This window comes from Hyphomonas pacifica, assembly GCF_000682675.1.
Lineage (GTDB): Bacteria > Pseudomonadota > Alphaproteobacteria > Caulobacterales > Hyphomonadaceae > Hyphomonas > Hyphomonas pacifica.
Genome location: NZ_AWFA01000031.1, coordinates 1 through 17,303, shown reverse-complemented (window position 1 = coordinate 17,303; position 17,303 = coordinate 1). Strand labels below are relative to the sequence as shown.

Genomic DNA, 17,303 nt, shown 5'->3' with positions numbered 1-17,303 from the left:
GTGGGGGTCATCGGGCGCAGCCGTTTGCGCCAAATGTTGGAGTGAAATGATTATGAAACAGCTTCTCCTTGCCACTTTGGTTGCCGGGGCGACTTGGCTCGGAACAGCACCTGCTGCCTCTGCGGACGAAAATCCGTGGATGGTACGGGGACGGGTCATCGGGGTACTGCCGGATGAGTCCGGTGACCTTTCCGTCGCAGGCGCTCCTCTGGGCGGCGATGTTGAGATCAGCAACCAGTATGTTCCTGAACTGGACATCACCTACTTCTTCACGAAGAACATTGCTGCCGAGCTGATCCTCGGTGTCACACCGCATGATGTGAAAGCGACGAATGTTGCCGCTGTTAATGGTGCGAATGTGGATCTTGGCGATGTCACGCTGCTGCCGCCGACCCTGACGCTGCAGTACCATTTCGTGAATGACAGCCAGTGGAAGCCCTATGTGGGCGCTGGTGTGAACGCCACCTTCTTCTTCAATGAAGACAAAGGCCCTGTAGCTGACGGCATCGACTATGATCCGAGCTATGGTTTCGCCTTGCAGGCCGGTGTGGACTACGATCTGGACGGCGTGCCAGGTGGTTGGGCCATCAATGCCGACATCAAGAAAATCTGGATCAATACAGACGTAACGGTTGATTTCACCACAGCGCTTAACGCGACAGTGGATGCAGACGTGGACATCAATCCACTCGTGGTGGGTCTGGGGCTCGGATACAAGTTCTGAGCCCGCTCTGAGGGCCGGAGCACCCCCCTTTCTGTTTCGGTCCTGAACTCCAAGGCCGCGTTTTCCCAAGGAACGCGGCCTTTTTTCTGCTTTCTGCACTCGATCATTGCGCAATGGCCCCGCGCGTATAGAGATTACGGGTATGGCTATTCTATCTGTCAAAGATCTGCGGGTGACCTTCGATACGCCGGATGGCGAAGTCGAGGCGGTCAAAGGTATCAGTTTCGACGTGTCCAAGGGCGAATGTCTGGGCATTGTCGGCGAAAGTGGCTCTGGCAAAAGCCAGACGGCCCTCTCGGCGCTTGGCCTGCTGGCCGGCAACGGCGCGGCGACGGGCCGGATCGAGTTTGACGGCATCAACATGCTGGATGCGCCGGACGCCAAGCTGCGGGAAATCCGCGGCGCGCGCATGTCGATGATCTTTCAGGATCCGCTGACCAGTCTGACGCCCCACATGACGGTCGGCGCGCAGATGCGCGAAGTCCTCGCCCTGCACAAGGGATTGAAAGGTGAGGCAGCCGACAAGATCTGCGTCGAATGGCTGGAGAATGTGCGTATTCCTGAAGCTGCCCGCCGCATGAACCAGTTTCCGCATGAATTGTCCGGCGGCATGCGCCAACGCGTGATGATTGCCGTGGCCATGCTGTGCAATCCGGAATTGCTGCTGGCGGACGAGCCGACCACGGCGCTTGATGTGACCGTCCAGGCGCAGGTGCTGGAACTGATGGACGAGTTGAAGCGCGAAACCGGCACCGGCATTGCGCTGATCACGCACAATATGGGCGTTGTGGCCCGCATGTGTGATCGTGTGATTGTCATGCGCCACGGCGAAATTGTCGAGCGTGGCAATGTCGATGATATTTTCTACAATCCGCATGCAGACTATACCAAAATGCTGCTGTCTGCCGTGCCGCGCATTGATGAGCCGGACCGGCCTGGCCGTCCGGTGCTGACGCCGCCGCCGCCGGACGATACCGCCCCTGTGCTGCAGGTTCAGGACATGAAAGTGCACTTCCCGATCAGCGTGAAAGGCGGCCTTTTCGGCAAGACCAAGCCGCTGAAGGCCGTGGATGGTGTGTCCTTTGACCTGAAGCCGGGCGAGACGCTGGGCGTAGTGGGCGAGTCCGGATGTGGCAAGTCAACGCTGGCGCGGGGCGTTCTGAAGCTTATTCCGCCAACGGATGGCACCGTTGCCTGGCTTGGCAAGGATATCGCCAAGGCCGGGCGCAAGGAGATGGACGGCCTGCGTGATGATCTTCAGATCGTCTTCCAAGATCCGCTGGCCAGTCTTGACCCACGCATGAGCATCGGCGCGTCGATTGCCGAGCCGCTACAGGTTCATCAGCCAAACCTGTCTCGCAAGGAGCGTGACCAGAAAGTCCGCGAGATCATGCCGCGTGTCGGGCTCGATCCGGCCATGATCAATCGTTATCCGCATGAGCTGTCCGGCGGCCAGAATCAGCGCGTCGGTATTGCACGCGCAATGATCCTGCAGCCCAAACTGGTCATTTGCGATGAGGCGGTCTCTGCCCTCGACGTGTCGGTTCAGGCCCAAGTGGTGGACCTGTTGATCGAGCTGCAAAAGGAATTCGGTCTGGCGATGATCTTTATCAGTCATGACCTCGCCGTCGTGCGCCAGATCAGTCACCGTGTCATGGTGCTCTACCTTGGCCGGGTGGTTGAGCTGGCAGGCCGCGACAAGATCTACACCGATGCGCGCCATCCCTATACCAAGGCCCTGATCGCCGCCGTGCCGAACGCAGACCCGCAAAGCGAACGCAGTCGCGAGCGGCTGAGGCTGAGCGGAGATCTGCCAAGCCCGCTCGATTCCCGTGCCTCACTGCGGTTCCTGAAATCCAAACTCGTTGATGATGGGGATGTGGATCAGTATCGGCCCAAACTGGTTGAGGTTTCGCCCGGCCATCTGGTGGCGGAGCATGACCCGGTTCTCGGCACGGAAGGCCTGCTGGTCAGTTAGTTGGAAGAGCAGGGGCCTTTGTGCCTTGTAAGCTTGGCTTAAGATGAATGTGCCACTGTGCCGGCTGGTAAACCGGGAGTGCACCTCTTGCCGCAATTGCTTGGCCTTGTGCTGGTTGTCGTCCTTGTCATGGGCGGTCTCGTCCTGACGGGCGGGAAGGGGGCCATGGAAGCATTGCCCTTTGAGCTTGCCTTGATCGGCGGCGCAGCCATCGGCACGGTTCTGATCGGCAATTCTACTCAAGTTGCACGCCAGGCCCTTGGCGGGTTCGTTCGCTCCTTTCGTGGCAGCCGCTGGCAGCGATCACAGCATCAGGACCTGCTCGTTCTCCTCTCCGCCATGATGCGCAAAGTGCGCCAGGGCGGTTTTGTTGCCATCGAGGCCGACATTGAAGATCCGGAGAATTCGGCCCTGTTCGCCAGCGCGCCCGCCGTTCAAGCAGACCCTGCCGTGCGGGACATGATCTGCGATGCCTTCCGCCTTATGGCGCTGGATCTGTCAGACCCGGCCCGCGCCGATGCGCATATGGAGCAATCCGTCGCCCTGCATCTTGGCCAGCGCATGAAAGCTGTCGGCGCCTTGAACACGCTGGCAGATGCCTTGCCGGCCCTCGGCATTGTTGCGGCGGTTCTGGGTATCATCCGCACGATGGGCTCGATTGACCAGGCACCTGCCGTACTTGGCTCCATGATCGGCTCAGCGCTCCTCGGCACATTTCTCGGTGTATTTCTGGCCTATGGACTGGTTGGTCCGGTTGCCGCGCGCTTTGGCCAGATCGTGGAAGATGAGGCCCAACCCTTGGACGTGGTGCGTACGGTTCTGTCGGCCTTTGGCAGCGGTGTGCAGCCCGGAATCGCGGTGGAGCTTGGCCGCACTAGCATTCCCGCAGAGCAGCGCCCGGCCGCCGAAGACGTCGAGCAGGCCCAGACCGCCCGCCGCTTTGCTGAGCGCGCTGCAGCCTGATCGGGCAGTCATTCGCGATTGACCCTGTCCCCGTCAGACCGCATCAGTTTTTGATGCCTGAGATCCGCCTCGCCACGTTCAATTGTGAGAACCTGATGATGCGGTGTGATTTCGCACGATCAGGCCTTCCCAATGCGCGGGACCGGCTGACGGAAGTGGACGATGCGCTGGTGGCCGAACAGGTCGATGCTGTCTTTGATGTTCTCTCCGAAGATGATCGAACGCTGACGGCGCAGGCGCTTGCGGCCACAGGTGCGGAAGTTTGCGCCCTGCAGGAGGTCGAAAACCTCGTCACCCTAACGGCGTTCGACAATCGCTATATCGCGCCCTGGGCTGGCCAGCCCTTTGGAGAGCGTGTGCTGCATGAAGGCAATGATACACGCGGCATTGATGTCGGCCTGCTCTCCAGATTGCCGGTCATCTTTCAGCGCAGCCATGCCCGCGCCACCTATGGCCGGCTGGACATTGCCCCGCCGCCGGGGGCTTCGGTGAATGATTATGCTTTCCGCCGCGATTGTCTGGAGGTGGACATTCAGAAGGATGGCCGCGCGCTGACGCTTTTCGTCTGTCATTTCAAGTCCATGCATGGGGGGCGTGAACGCACAGCGCCTACTCGTGAGGCAGAAGCCTGCGCCGTGCGCCGCATCATCGGGCAGCGCTTTGACCGGCCTGCAGATGAGGAATGGGTCATTCTGGGTGACTTCAATGACTATTGGGAAGTCGACGGCCAGTCGGTTTCGCCGCATGGCCTGGGGCCGCTACTGGAAGATGATTTCGCTGTGGATCTGGCTAGCCGTGCGATTCCGGACCCGTTTGAGCGCTGGACCCACCATTATAATGGGGATGGGACATATGGCGCGCTGGATCACATGTTTCTGTCGCCGCGCCTGGCCGCGCTGAACCCGGCGCCTGATGTGAAGATCATTCGTTCCGGTGCGCCCTATATTGCGGATCGCTATCAGGGGTTTCGCTTTCCAGGCGTGGGCTGGAAGACGCCGAAAGCCTCTGATCATTGTCCCATGGCGGCGACCTTAAGGTTTGAAGGCCGGGACGTATCGCTCTAGTGTCCATAACTGTAATAATCATGGGAGCCGCAAGGCTGTGTCACGCTTTGACAAACTGATCGAGACCGTCGAGACCTATCAGGCACTCGCGGCCGAAAACTATGACCGTATCCGTCTGCTGGCGGGCGAAGTGCGCAGTGGCTTCTGCGACTATCTGGGCTCCGGTGACGGGGTCTGCGTGCATCTTGTGCCACCGACCGGCCAGTTCGAGCCCAGAGAATATGGCGACAAGGCATTTTCCCTGCCGCCACGCGGCTTTCGCCTTCTGGGGCCAATCTCTTTTGGGCTCGCTGTGCGGGTCTCGCGAGAGCAGGACTGGCTGCGGCTTACCATGGAATGCCGCAAGATTGGCGAGACTTTCATCGTTCAAATTGAGGACGGTTCGGAATACGAATTCAGGTTGCCTCTAACGGATGCAGACCCTCAGCCTTTTTATGATCATCTCTATAACCATATATTGCTCTGGTTTGCCGGGCGTATAGAGCGCTACAAGGATGGGGATTATGGCACCCGGGAGATCGGTTTCGACTTTGCTGATGACATCAACGTCCGGCAAGCCTAGGTTCCAGGCTGGCGGGGCAATGCACCATTGATGGGGCGTGTATGAACGAACTTGAATTCGCACTGGCAGCCGCCGGATCGAGCGAGCTGATCTTTGCCTGCGCCCTGATCGGTGCGCTGGGCATCGGTGCGCAATGGGTAGCCTGGCGTATCCAGGCACCGGCCATCGTTCTGATGGCTCTGGCTGGGCTGGCTGTCGGGCCACTCTGGTCCATTATTTTCGGTGAGCCTCTGCTGAACCCCGAAAAAGTATTCAATGGCGGCGGGAATGAGTTGCTCAGACCGATCGTGTCTCTGGCGGTTGCGGTCATCCTGTTCGAGGGTGGCCTTGTCCTGAAATTCGAGAATTTGCGCGATGCCGGCGCAGCCGTACGGCGCATGGTATTCCTTGGCGGGCCTCTGGCTTGGGGGCTTGGCACGTTGGCGGCCCGTTATGCTGCCGGTCTCGACTGGGGCAGCGCTGTTGTCTTTGCGGGCGTTCTGGTCGTGACAGGCCCAACCGTGATCATGCCGCTGCTGCGTCAGTCCAAGCTGGGCGGCCGGACCGGACAGTTCCTGAAATGGGAAGGCATTGTGAACGATCCTGTCGGCGCGCTGTTTGCTGTTGCCGCTTTTGAGATCATCCGGGTTGCTGCAACCGGGGAGTCCATACTGGGCAAGGGGGCGATGATTGTCGTTGCCGCGGCGATTGGTGTCGGTCTGGGCTTTGCTTTTGGCTGGGGCATTGTGCGCGCCTTCCGCCAGGGTTGGACGCCGGAATATCTGAAGGCCCCCATCATCTTTGCGTCGATCATCCTGTGTTATGCGCTGGCGGAAATGGTCGAGAAGGAAATCGGCCTCGTGGCTGTCACGGCCTATGGCATGACGCTGGCCAATTCGCGCCTTGCCGGTCTCGCGGAACTGCGCAAGTTCAAGGAAGACATCGCGGTCTTGTTGGTGTCGGGTGTCTTCGTCATCCTGACGGCCAATTTGACGCCAGATGTCATCCGGCGTGCGCTGACCTGGAACACGCTGGCCTTCCTGCTGTGCATGCTGTTCATCGTGCGTCCCCTGTCGGTCTGGATCGCCACCTTTGGCACGTTGAAGCGCAATGAAGCGCTGCTGCTCGGCTGGATTGCGCCGCGCGGGATTGTGGCTGTTGCCGTGTCCAGCCTGTTCGCGACCCTGCTGGAAGATCTCGCCCGGCGTGGGGATTCCCGCTTCTATTTCTCCGGGGCGGAGCAGATCACGCCTCTGGCCTTTGCCATGGTGTTCGTCACTGTGGTGTTGCATGGCTTCACCATCGGGCCGCTGGCCCGGCGGCTGGGTCTGGCGCGCAAGGAACGCCCTGGCGTGTTGATGGTCGGGGTCAATCCTTGGAGTATTGATCTGGCCAAGACGCTCAGGGATGTCGGCATTGAACCGATCATGGCGGACAATAACTGGCGCCGCCTGCGTCCTGCGCGGGAGGCGGGTCTGAATACGTTCTTTGGGGAAGTGCTGTCCGAAGACGCTGAAGTGCGACTCGACCATGCGGCTTTCGACCAGGTGGTCGGTCTGTCGGCCAATGAGCCTTACAATGCGCTTGTATCAGGCCATTTCGCCCCGGAGCTTGGCCGCCACAAAGTGTATCAGCTGTCCGCGCAGGATACCGAGGACGAAGACCCTCGCGCGATCGGGATGGGCACGCGCGGGCGTACGCTGATCCGCCGGGGCAGGGGCTATGACAGTCTCATCCGGGATCATTATCGCGGCTGGACCTTCGGCAAGACAAAACTGACCGATGAGTATGACATCGCCGATTTCCGCGAAGACCGGCCGAAGGCAGACCTGATTGCGGAAATCCGTCCGGATGGCAGCCTTATATTCCTGGGACCGAACCGCGAAGCGCGGGGCGGTGAAGGCGTGACCCTGATCAGTTTCGGTCCGGCGCGTGAGGTTGAGACCCCGGTTGAGCAGGCGGAAGTTGTCGCTGACTAGGGGGGCTTTAAGCTCCCGCTGCCTGCAATTCCATGCCATGCGTACGCAGCCAGGCGCGCAGCCGCTTCCAATCCGGGCAGCATGTCGCAACATGGGCCCAGAAGCGCGGGGAATGGTTCATTTCCAGCAGATGGGCGCATTCATGCGCGGCCACATAGTCCAGAACATCTGACGGTGCCATGATCAGCCGCCAGGAAAAGGACAATTGGCCGTCTGCCGTGCAGGACCCCCAGCGGGAGCGCGTATCCTTTACGGAAATACCTTTATACTCAACGCCCAGCGTGGCCGCGTGCCGTTTGACGGCACGTGTTATGTCGGCACGCGCCTGTTTTTTCAGGTAGCGAAGCACGCGCTGGTCCAGGGTTTCGGGGGCGCCCGGCGCAGAAAGAGTCGGAATTTCGCCTGGTATCATGCGCGCAAGGCGGCCATCACCCTCTGAAGTAAGGCGGCAGGGCTGGCCGCGATAGGAAATCACGCTGCCCTCCTCAAAACTGACAATCTCGGGTAGATGCTGAAGGCGGCTTGAAATCCAGTCGACGCGCTCTGCAGCAAATGCAGCAGCATCCTTGATCTGCCGACGCGTCGGTGCAATTGCCACCGCCTCGCGTCGACGTTCGTCGAGACGCAGAATCAGCCGCCGTGCCTTGGAATTAACCTCCAACCGTACCTTGATTTTGTGTCCGCCTGGCCCATTGAGTGTCATGGTCTGGCCATTGTTGTATGCCATGTTAATAATCTCATCCTAGGTGACGGGCGCGAACCACTCGCTGGGACCATTGATTAAAGGGACTAATACATGAAATATCTGCTCACAGGCGTTGCCGCCATCGCCATGCTTACGGCTTGCGGGGACAAAGACAAGCCGGTTAAGGAAGCTGGTGCTGAGTATGCCAGCAGCGCCGGTACCGATGTTAAACTTCGCAAGGGCGACCCTGCTACAGCCGGTCAGGTTCTGTCTGTGCTGTCCCTGGATTCCTCTGAATCTGGTCGCATCGCCTTCGGCAGCAGCAAACTGGATGGCGCCAAAGCGGTCTTTACGGATGTTACGCTGAAAGCAGCAGAGTCTGATGATGAAGACGCTTTGGACGGTACGGACGTCAAAGCCGGCAAGCTGGAGTTTGAAGGCCTCGGCATGATCGACGGCAAGGCAAACTTCTCCCGTATGGTGATGTCTGACATCACGATGACGGCGGCTGATCCTGAAGAGAGCGCGGACGGCAGCGGCGCGATCAAGTCTATCGAGCTGGTCAACCCGTCTCCGGAAGTGGCCGCCTGGGTCGCCAGCCTGTTTGGCGAAGGCGAACCGATCGACATGCCGGAAGGTGACGCGCTGTCCTTTGACCTGTGGTCCATGAACGGCCTGGACTTCAAGGTTGATGACGAGGATGGCAGCAAGGGCAACTTCCTGATCAACAATGTCTCTGTCACGGGCCTGAAAGACCAGAAGGCCGCTCAGATGCTTCTGAAAGACATGACGTTTGACATGTACGATCCGTCTGAAGACATGGACATGAAGGCCAATATCGGAAACATCGACATTCGCGGTTTCGACTGGGGCATGTTCATGCCGGAAGAGGGCGAAAAGCTGGAAGACAGCTTTGAGTCCGGCTTCATGGCTGGCCTTAACCCGAAAGATCCGGCGAACCCAGGCTATGACTCCATCGACATCAAGGATTTTGATGTCGATATGTCTGGCGTCACGTTCGACATGCCGAAGATGGTTTCCAAGGTTTCCAAGGACAAAAAGGGGCGCGCCGTGAAGGTCACCACCGAGCCGGTGAAAATGACCCTGACGGCAGGTGAAGGCAAACTGGGTGAGCAACTCGGCGCCCAACTCGCGATGCTGGGCTATGAAAAGCTCGAACTGACCATGGCGGGTGAGCAGACCTATGATCCGGACGCCGACATCGTCACCCTTGCAAAGGGCAAGAACTATTGGGAGCTGAAAGATGGCTTCCGTCTGGACTTCGGTGCTAAATATGCTGGCGCCGCTGGCATGGCGGAAAGCCAGGCTGCCGAAATGGATTCTGGCACGCAAGACCCGTCGGCAATGTTCGACGCGATGATGGAAAAGCTGACCATCCATTCTTTCGAGATGGCCCTTGATGATGATGGCATCGTCGACCGCGCCTTTAATGCCTATGCGGCTCAAAGCGGGGAAGACCCGCAGCAGGTCCGCAACCAGATGGCCGGCATGATGGCCATGCTGCCGATGATGGCATCTGGCTCCGGTATCGACATGGAACTGGCTACAGAGGCCTCAACGGCGCTGTCCAGCTTCATCACCGATCCGAAGACGCTGACCATTTCGCTGAAGCCAAAGACGCCGCTGAAAGTGTCCACGCTGGCCGAGATGGAAGATCCGTCTGCCCTGACCAAAGAGTCACTCGGCTTCTCTGCCACGAACAAATAATCAGGCGACCCTTATGGATTGGCGCGCGTGTCCAGATGGATACGCGCGCTTTTCTTTGCGCGCAGGGCAGGGCATAGGGGCTTTCATGAAACTCGCTTTTTTCGGAGATGTGGTCGGAAAACCCGGCCGTCAGGCGGTCCTTGATCACCTGCCGGGCCTGAAAGCCCAACTGCGTCTCGACTTTGCCGTTGTGAATGCGGAAAACTCCGCCGGCGGCTTTGGTCTGACAAGTGCTATTGCCGAGGAATTCTTCGCGGCTGGCGCAGACTGCCTCACATTGGGCGATCATGCCTGGGATCAGCGCGAAGCCCTGACCTATATCGAGCGCGAGCCGCGTCTGCTTCGCCCCGCCAATTACCCCCCCGCCGCGCAGGCGCCGGGCAGGGGCGCACATCTTTTCTCCCTGCCTGACGGTCGCCGTGTGGGTGTGGTCCAGGTGCAGGGCAATGTTTTCATGCGCCAGGCCCTGCCTTGCCCCTTCGCTGCAGTGGATGAGGCGCTGGATTCCATGCCGCTTGGGGCGGTTGCCGATGCCATCATCGTGGATATGCATTGCGAGGCGACCAGCGAGAAGATGGCCATGGGGCATCATTGCGATGGCCGTGCCAGCCTTGTCGTGGGTACCCATACACATGTTCCCACTGCGGATACGATGATCCTGGAGGGCGGCACGGCCTATCAGACAGATGCCGGCATGTGCGGGGATTATGACAGCGTCATCGGCATGCAGAAGCAGATTTCCCTGCATCGTTTCATCACTCAGCTGCCTGGTGAACGTTACCAGCCAGCCCTCGGCGAAGGCACGCTGTGCGGCACCTATATCGAGACCGATGACCGTACAGGCCTTGCCACACGCATTGAGCAGATCCGTCTCGGAGGCCGCCTCAGTGAAATGATTCCGGAATAGGCTGTTCGTGCCCGTCATGCAGACATTGCGACAGCGTTTGAGGGCGGAGACCGCCGAGGATCATGCAAGGCTGGATGCCATGATGAGTCGGCATGACCTCACGACGCCACAAGGCCTGACAGCTTATTTGCAGATCAACTATCTGGCTCTCACCTGTCTCAAACCGGTGATGACGGGGCATATGGACCTACCTGCGCCGCGCCTTCTGCTGCCGGAAATCAGGCAGGATTTGTCCGCACTGGGCGCACCGCTACCGCGCTGGGAGGATCAGCCAGACCCAGGTGAGCCGCACCCTCTTGGATTAATCTATGTTATCGCCGGAAGCAGTCTGGGTGCTAGATTCCTTTATCTTCAATGGAAGGCAACTGAAAATACTGTGGTCCAGACTGCAGGTAATTATCTTTCATCCCTGAAAGCGGAATCTGATTGGAACCTTTTTCTTCGTCACGCGTCTGGTCTCGATGCGGATGAAGCGGAAGTCCTTCAGATTATGAAGTCTGCCAGGGTAGGGTTCACAATTTTTTCTTCTGCGTGCGCGTTGTTGGACAGGGGGTTACTTGAATAATCAGATGAGTGAGGGCTTCATCCCTCAGGACACCCCTGTAGATCTAACGAATTGCGATCAAGAACCCATCCACATTCCGGGCCGTATTCAGGCTTTCGGAGCGTTGATTTCCGTTTCTGCCGACTGGATCATCAATCATGTATCGCGGAATATCTCTGCCTTCATCGGGGCGGATGTGCAGAATATGGTGGGCACCCCGCTTGTCGAATATATTGATGAGGATGCCATAAAGCTCATCCGGTCCCGCCTGCCGCTGCTGGCTGGTGTGGATGCCGTGGAGCGTCTGTTTGCCGTGAAGCTGACTGACGCTGACGAGACCTTTGATGTGGCCGTGCACTTGTCCGGCCGCTCCATCATCATTGAGCTTGAGCGTCATACACAGAACAAGCGCGCCGATTATACGTCCTATGTCCGCCCTATGATCGAACGTATCGGCAAGGCCGAAACGTCCGAGGATTTGTGCGAGGATGCCGCCCGGCAACTGCGCCATCTGATCGGCTTTGACCGTGTGATGGTCTATCAGTTTTCCGATGATGGATCTGGTGAGGTGATCGCCGAATCCCGGCGTGCCGGCATGGACAGTTTCAAGGGGCTTCACTATCCGGCCACTGACATTCCGAAACAGGCCCGGAAGCTCTACACGCGAAATCTGCTGCGCATTATCGCCGATGTATCAGATGACGGGATTGAGATTGTTCCGACGCTCAGTCCGGAAGGGGAGCCGCTGGATCTGTCACTCAGCGGCACGCGCGCTGTTTCGCCAATCCATCTGGAATATCTGAAGAATATGGGGATCGAAGCGTCGCTTTCGATTTCAATTCTGCGCCGGGGTGAGTTGTGGGGGCTGTTTGCCTGTCACCATGAGACGCCGAAAACGCTCTCCTATGATGTGCGGTCGGCCGCGGAACTCTTCGGCCAGCTCTTTGCCTTTGTTCTGGAGCAGAAGCAGAGCGATGAGGCCCGACTTGATGCCGCCGGGGCGCAGCTACTGCATGACCGGCTGATGTCGCAGCTCGCGGAAGATTCTTCCATTGTCGAGAATTTCAGTCTGATCGTCGAAGCGATTGAGGATGTCATCCCATATGACGGGGCCATTGGCTGGGTGGAAGGGGAATTCCAATCCCTTGGCCATACGCCAACGAAGGAAGAATTCACAGGGCTGGTAAAGTTCCTGAATACAACTGCGGCCAGCCGCGTCTACCACACCAAAAATCTGAGTGATGTATATCCTCCGGCCAGGGACTTTGCTCACAAGGCTGCCGGTATGCTGGCCTTGCCTGTGTCGCGTGCGCCGCGTGACTATGTTGTTCTGTTCCGCCGTGAAGTGGTGAATTCCGTTACCTGGGCAGGTAATCCCCAAAAGGCTGTCACGCATGGTCCGAATGGCGCGCGCCTGACGCCGCGCAAGAGCTTCGAAGCCTGGAAGGAAGTTGTACGGAATACCAGCGCACCCTGGACCGAGGCTGAAGTGCGGGCCGCAAACTCGCTACGTCTCACCTTGCTGGAAGTCATATTGCGGATGGCGGATGCGACCGTACAGGAGCGTATGAAAGCTCAGGAGCGTCAGGAGCTTCTGATCGCAGAGCTTAATCACCGAGTCCGGAACATTCTGAACCTGATCAAGGGGCTGGTAAACCAGAGCCAGGCTGAAGCCCGCAGCGTGTCTGAATTTACGCAGGTGATTGGCGGGCGTATCCATGCTCTTGCCCGTGCGCATGATCAGATCACAGATAAAAAATGGCAACCAACATCAGTTCGGGAGCTGATCGAGACAGAGGCAGAGGCCTATCTTGGGCTGAAAGCTTCGCGTGTACGCATTGAAGGTGAGGATGTTTTTGTCTCTCCGCAGGCTTTCGGAACGCTTTCGCTCGTGATCCACGAATTGATGACAAATTCTGCCAAGTACGGCGCACTCTGTGACACGAATGGCAGTTTGCGCATTGCTCTCAGCCTGAAATCGGATGGCGGTCTTGTGATCGACTGGAAGGAAATCGGCGGTCCGCCAATTACGTCCCAGCCGACGCGGACCGGGTTTGGCACGACAATTATCGAGCGTTCCATTCCGTATGAACTGGGGGGCAAGGCCAGTCTGCGCTACGAGATGTCAGGCGTCGAAGCGCGATTCGTCGTCCCGGAAGACTATGTCAGCCTGCCGAATGGTAGGCAGGTTTCCCATAAGAAATCTCCGTTGCCGGAACAGCAAGCGCAGAACAAGGCTGGCCTCTCTGGCTGTGTCATGGTGCTGGAAGACAATATCATCATTGCGATGGATGCAGAGCAGATGCTCAAGCAGATGGGCGCCTCTGATGTCGCGCTTGCCGCCGACGTGTCAGAAGCGCTGGATCAGTTGGAGAAATCAGACATTACGTTCGCGCTTCTGGATGTAAACCTGGGGGATGAGACGAGTGAGCCCGTTGCGGAAAAACTGGTCGAAAAGAATATTCCGTTCGTCTTTGCAACAGGATACGGGGATGCCATCAGCATGCTCGAACGTTTCCCGAATGCATCGGTGGTGAAAAAACCTTACAACAGTATCACCGTTGAGCGCGCCATCGGGAAAGTCGTGTAAGGGGCGGCAGCCCGTCCCCTTACCAGACTTTCTGTCTTTTAGTGGGCGGCCTCGACCGTTTTGGCTTGGCTATCGCTTGTCGGGCGCAACCGCGAGTCGATCGTGCCAATGTCGGACGTGATAAAGGACCGGATCACCGCGCGGGCTTCCGTCGACGCCTCTGCCAGAGGTTTCTCCCCGTCCGCTACGCTTTCCGCCAGCTCCAGCAGGGGAATGTAGAGATCTTCCGTCTCTCCCTTGATCGTGATGGCAAAGCGCTGGTTTTCGGTCTCGATACGGGTCCACTCATCCCGCACGGCGGCCCAGAACTCTTCCGTGGACGCCCAGTAGTCTGTCGCGATGGACGCGTCAAAATCGCTATTGTGGCGATAGGTGTTGACCCCCACTTCGCGCACCAGGACATGCGGCTCGCCTGCCAGAACCAGCTTGCTGTTATCCTGCTCATGCACCCAGCCCCAAGGCGTAATGGCATGGCGATTGATCGCGTCGACGGCATTATAGTCATCACGCGTAGTCATGTCGCGCCGGGGCAGGGGACGCCATTCGCGCGGCGGGGTCCATTCCGCGATGCCGTCTTCATAATCCCATGCTCCGACCGCGCCATAACGCGGCGCATCATCCACCTGATAGACGGTCTGGGACCATTTGCCCGCCCGGTCGGCTTCGGGCACCTCGCGCCACTCCCAGGCATTCCCGCCAATAAAGACCAGCACGCGCTGGGGCTCATATTGCCAGTCCTGCCGCCAATGCTTGATAGCCAGCTTCTCATCCCCGCCGACGACGAGAATATGCTGCAGGCTGATGAAGTCGCCGCGATCCTCAATCACGCGTACCACTTCATATCCGCCGGAAATCTTCTCCGGTTTCAGCTCATAATTTTCAGCAAAAGGCACGGTTTCGATGAAGTCGAACTTCACCTTGTAGTCGCCTGCCATCGCCAGAATCGATTCGCGGTCTTGCCGGAATGTCGCCTCCGCTATGTCTGCTCGTGACGCCGCGGCGCTATTTGCCGCGCTCTGAGCAACCTGTTGTGCCGGCGCGCTCGCGCAGCCAGCGCCTAGTGCCAGCGTCAGTACACCCAGTGATATCCCCATATATCTCATCATTTGTCTTGTTCCCCTGTTTGGTCTGGCTGCCTGTTCGCAGCATGAAAGCCGGATATCATTTATGAGAATGACTTGCAAACTCAAATGAGCCCTGCTAGGCGCATTTCTGAGAATGACTCTCATATACAGAAAGGGGTAGCATGCGAGTTTCACACAATCCAGCCAGATCGGGGAAAGCTTGGCGTATTTGGTCCACCGCCTCCGCGCTGGTTCTCGCCAGCAGTGCCGCCATGGCCTATGCTGACGAGGCCGCGCCGGATGAGGAGCGCCGGGAAGAGGCCATCACGGTCTATGGCACATCCAACCCGATTCCGGTGTTTGACTATCCAGGCCAGGTCAGCGTCATCACGCGCGAGGATATTGATTTTTATGCGCCGAGTGCGCCGTCCGACATGCTGCGGGACGTGCCCGGCGTCGAATTTTCCGGCGGTCCGCGCCGCACAGGCGAAACGCCGAGCATCCGCGGTCTCAGTGGACAGAATGTGCTGGTTCTGCTGGATGGCGCACGTCAGTCCTTCATCTCCGCCCATGATGGCCGCTTCTTCCTGGACCCGGAAATCATCGGCACGGCAGAAGTTGTGCGGGGGCCAGCTTCGGCGCTGTATGGCTCGGGCGCTGTGGGCGGCGTGATGGCTTTTGAAACGGTGGATGCGGAAGACCTCCTTCGGGAAGGGGAGAGCTGGGGCGCGCGTATGCGCGTAGGCTATCAAAGCGTCAATGAAGAAAGCTATGGCACGCTGACCGGCTTCACCCATCAGGGAAAGTTTGATGGCTTGGCCAGTTTTGGCCTGCGCCAGTCCGGGGATATTGAACTGGGCAATGGGGCCAGCCTGCCGTCTGATGATGATATCGACATGGGGCTCGTCAAGCTCGGCTACGAGTTCTCTGATGCCGTTTCGGCAGATGTCTCCTGGCAGCGTTTCTCCAACTCCGCCTTTGAGCCGAACAATGGGCAAGGCACTCTGGGTACAGGCGATGATGTGCTGGACCGGAATGTGAACAAGGACATCACCACAGAAACCTGGCGCCTTGGCCTTACCTTCGATCCGGCATCGGATCTCATAAATGCCAGCATGACGCTGTATGATACCGAGTCCGCAGTGGACGAATTTGATGTCACGGTTCCACGCACAATCGGGCGCAACATTGAAACCACGGGCATCAGCCTGCGTAACGCGTCGGAGTTCACAATCGGATCTGCGCGCAGCGTCTTCACGATGGGTGGGGATTGGTATGAAGACAGCCAGGATGGGAAAGATTCCGAAACAAGCGACGGCGTGCGCAGCGGCGTCCCGAACGGGTCGTCTGAATTCATCGGCATCTTCGCGCAGCTGGAAACAGAAATTGAAAGACCTGTGGGTCTGCCGGGCAGCCTGATCATCATTCCGGGCATCCGTTATGATGAATTCAAGAGCAGCTCGGATCTGTCGGAAGCGGACAGCTCGGATGATCATGTCTCGCCCCGGCTTGCCGCCAGCTATGGACCGGTCAACTGGTTCCGTGTCTTTGCCAGTTATTCAGAGGCCTTCCGTGCACCTTCCATCAACGAGCTGTATCTTGATGGCGTTCACTTCTCCGTGCCGCACCCAATCCTGTTCAATCCAGGCATGGGGCAGATGGTATTTGTCAGCAACAGCTTCGTTCCGAATCCGGATTTGAAGCCTGAAACCAGTGAAACTGTCGAGATCGGATTCGGGCTGGACTTTGCAGATGCCTTTCAGAAGGGCGACCGCCTGCAAGGCAAGATCTCTTATTTCGAAAGCGATGTCGAAGACCTGATCAATCTGACTGTGAACTTCAGTTATGACCCGACATGTTTTGCCCCGTCGGCTTATTTCCCGTGTACGGCAGGAACCACAAACTCCGCCAATGTTGCGAGTGCGGAACTGGAAGGCCTTGAAGGCGAAATCTTCTATGATGCAGAGCGCATTTACGTGCGGGCCAGTTTCTCCTCCATCGACGGAACAGATACCGAAACGGGCTCTGATCTCGGCACTCTGACACCAGACCGGGTTGCCTTGGATCTGGGTGTGAAGGTGCCGGAATGGAAAGCACGGTTCGGAACGCGCGTTCAGTTGGCCAGTGACTTCAAACGACGTGAAGATGATGGTGCAGGCAATCTGACCGTTGCTGAACAGCGCGACGGATATACGGTATTTGATCTGTATGCGTCTTGGCAGCCGGAGTTTCTGCGCGGTGCGCGCCTTGATGCCGGCATTGAGAATGTCTTCGAGGAAGACTATGAGCGCGTCTATTCCGGCGTGTCGGAGCCGGGCCGTAATTACAAGATTGCCCTGTCCTACCAGTTCGGAGGTTAGGGCTCTGCCCTGCGCATCCATCCGGCTGCCTCTCTCGTCCGGATGACATCCCTGTGGCCCATATCTCCATCCCATCCCGATCGTTTCCCCCGGGATGGGCAGGGATGGTCTCCCGCCTTCTTCTCCGAAGGCGGGAGAGATGCGTCCACACCGCGCTCGTGCTTCGACTTCGCTCG

The 17,303-nt window shown here is 58.3% G+C and carries 13 protein-coding genes; 11 read left to right on the top strand and 2 right to left on the bottom strand.

The features are described from left to right. The first annotated feature begins 52 nt into the window (after positions 1–52). The 6 genes from HY2_RS10465 (at position 53) to HY2_RS10440 (ending at position 7,249) form a co-directional block, all read left to right on the top strand. A complete protein-coding gene (locus HY2_RS10465; protein WP_034827389.1) occupies positions 53–724 on the top strand; it encodes an OmpW/AlkL family protein in 672 nt (223 codons plus the stop codon). Between the two features lie 142 nt (positions 725–866). Continuing rightward, on the top strand, positions 867–2,702 hold the full coding sequence (locus HY2_RS10460) for an ABC transporter ATP-binding protein (protein WP_034827368.1): 1,836 nt from the start codon (positions 867–869) through the stop codon (positions 2,700–2,702). Positions 2,703–2,789: 87 nt separating this feature from the next. Then, entirely contained in the window at positions 2,790–3,665 is an 876-nt protein-coding gene (gene motA, locus HY2_RS10455) for a flagellar motor stator protein MotA (protein WP_034827367.1), read from the top strand. 53 nt (positions 3,666–3,718) lie between these two features. After that, a complete protein-coding gene (locus HY2_RS10450) occupies positions 3,719–4,729 on the top strand; it encodes an endonuclease/exonuclease/phosphatase family protein (protein WP_034827366.1) in 1,011 nt (336 codons plus the stop codon). 37 nt (positions 4,730–4,766) lie between these two features. Next, the gene (locus HY2_RS10445) at positions 4,767–5,291 is read left to right on the top strand and encodes a hypothetical protein (RefSeq protein WP_034827364.1); all 525 of its coding nucleotides are present in this window, start codon (positions 4,767–4,769) and stop codon (positions 5,289–5,291) included. Between the two features lie 41 nt (positions 5,292–5,332). Next, the gene (locus HY2_RS10440) at positions 5,333–7,249 is read left to right on the top strand and encodes a cation:proton antiporter (protein ID WP_051594912.1); all 1,917 of its coding nucleotides are present in this window, start codon (positions 5,333–5,335) and stop codon (positions 7,247–7,249) included. Between the two features lie 7 nt (positions 7,250–7,256). On the opposite strand, the gene HY2_RS10435 is transcribed toward HY2_RS10440, so the two are convergent. Next, positions 7,257–7,976: a M48 family metallopeptidase gene (locus HY2_RS10435; protein WP_034827362.1), complete on the bottom strand. Its 720-nt coding sequence runs from the start codon at positions 7,974–7,976 to the stop codon at positions 7,257–7,259. 69 nt (positions 7,977–8,045) lie between these two features. Here HY2_RS10435 and HY2_RS10430 point away from each other — a divergent pair, with 69 nt between their 5' ends. The 4 genes from HY2_RS10430 to HY2_RS10415 all read left to right on the top strand — a co-directional run bounded on the left by HY2_RS10430 (position 8,046) and on the right by HY2_RS10415 (position 13,703). Further along, positions 8,046–9,662 (top strand): hypothetical protein, encoded by a 1,617-nt coding sequence (locus HY2_RS10430; RefSeq protein WP_034827361.1) that lies wholly within the window; start codon positions 8,046–8,048, stop codon positions 9,660–9,662. An 85-nt stretch (positions 9,663–9,747) separates the two neighbouring features. Beyond that, a complete protein-coding gene (locus HY2_RS10425) occupies positions 9,748–10,569 on the top strand; it encodes a TIGR00282 family metallophosphoesterase (protein ID WP_112061591.1) in 822 nt (273 codons plus the stop codon). A gap of 16 nt (positions 10,570–10,585) precedes the next feature. Continuing rightward, positions 10,586–11,134 carry a biliverdin-producing heme oxygenase gene (locus HY2_RS10420; protein ID WP_034827359.1) on the top strand — a complete coding sequence of 183 codons (549 nt, stop codon included), beginning with the start codon at positions 10,586–10,588 and terminating at the stop codon, positions 11,132–11,134. 4 nt (positions 11,135–11,138) lie between these two features. Continuing rightward, complete coding sequence (locus tag HY2_RS10415; RefSeq protein ID WP_034827357.1) at positions 11,139–13,703, top strand: HWE histidine kinase domain-containing protein; 2,565 nt, start codon at positions 11,139–11,141, stop codon at positions 13,701–13,703. A gap of 38 nt (positions 13,704–13,741) precedes the next feature. Here the strand turns inward: HY2_RS10415 and HY2_RS10410 are convergent, their stop codons facing one another. After that, positions 13,742–14,809 carry a DUF6607 family protein gene (locus tag HY2_RS10410; RefSeq protein WP_199285702.1) on the bottom strand — a complete coding sequence of 356 codons (1,068 nt, stop codon included), beginning with the start codon at positions 14,807–14,809 and terminating at the stop codon, positions 13,742–13,744. 140 nt (positions 14,810–14,949) lie between these two features. Here HY2_RS10410 and HY2_RS10405 point away from each other — a divergent pair, with 140 nt between their 5' ends. Next, positions 14,950–17,127 (top strand): TonB-dependent hemoglobin/transferrin/lactoferrin family receptor, encoded by a 2,178-nt coding sequence (locus HY2_RS10405; RefSeq protein WP_034827355.1) that lies wholly within the window; start codon positions 14,950–14,952, stop codon positions 17,125–17,127. The last annotated feature ends 176 nt before the right edge of the window (positions 17,128–17,303 follow it).

Coding starts and splice junctions, on each gene's coding strand:
- HY2_RS10465 (WP_034827389.1), top strand. CDS start 53: ATGAAACAGCTTCTCCTTGCCACTTTGGTTGCCGGGGCGACTTGGCTC.
- HY2_RS10460 (WP_034827368.1), top strand. CDS start 867: ATGGCTATTCTATCTGTCAAAGATCTGCGGGTGACCTTCGATACGCCG.
- HY2_RS10450 (WP_034827366.1), top strand. CDS start 3,719: ATGCCTGAGATCCGCCTCGCCACGTTCAATTGTGAGAACCTGATGATG.
- HY2_RS10440 (WP_051594912.1), top strand. CDS start 5,333: ATGAACGAACTTGAATTCGCACTGGCAGCCGCCGGATCGAGCGAGCTG.
- HY2_RS10435 (WP_034827362.1), bottom strand. CDS start 7,976: ATGGCATACAACAATGGCCAGACCATGACACTCAATGGGCCAGGCGGA.
- HY2_RS10430 (WP_034827361.1), top strand. CDS start 8,046: ATGAAATATCTGCTCACAGGCGTTGCCGCCATCGCCATGCTTACGGCT.
- HY2_RS10425 (WP_112061591.1), top strand. CDS start 9,748: ATGAAACTCGCTTTTTTCGGAGATGTGGTCGGAAAACCCGGCCGTCAG.
- HY2_RS10420 (WP_034827359.1), top strand. CDS start 10,586: ATGCAGACATTGCGACAGCGTTTGAGGGCGGAGACCGCCGAGGATCAT.
- HY2_RS10415 (WP_034827357.1), top strand. CDS start 11,139: ATGAGTGAGGGCTTCATCCCTCAGGACACCCCTGTAGATCTAACGAAT.
- HY2_RS10410 (WP_199285702.1), bottom strand. CDS start 14,809: ATGATGAGATATATGGGGATATCACTGGGTGTACTGACGCTGGCACTA.
- HY2_RS10405 (WP_034827355.1), top strand. CDS start 14,950: ATGCGAGTTTCACACAATCCAGCCAGATCGGGGAAAGCTTGGCGTATT.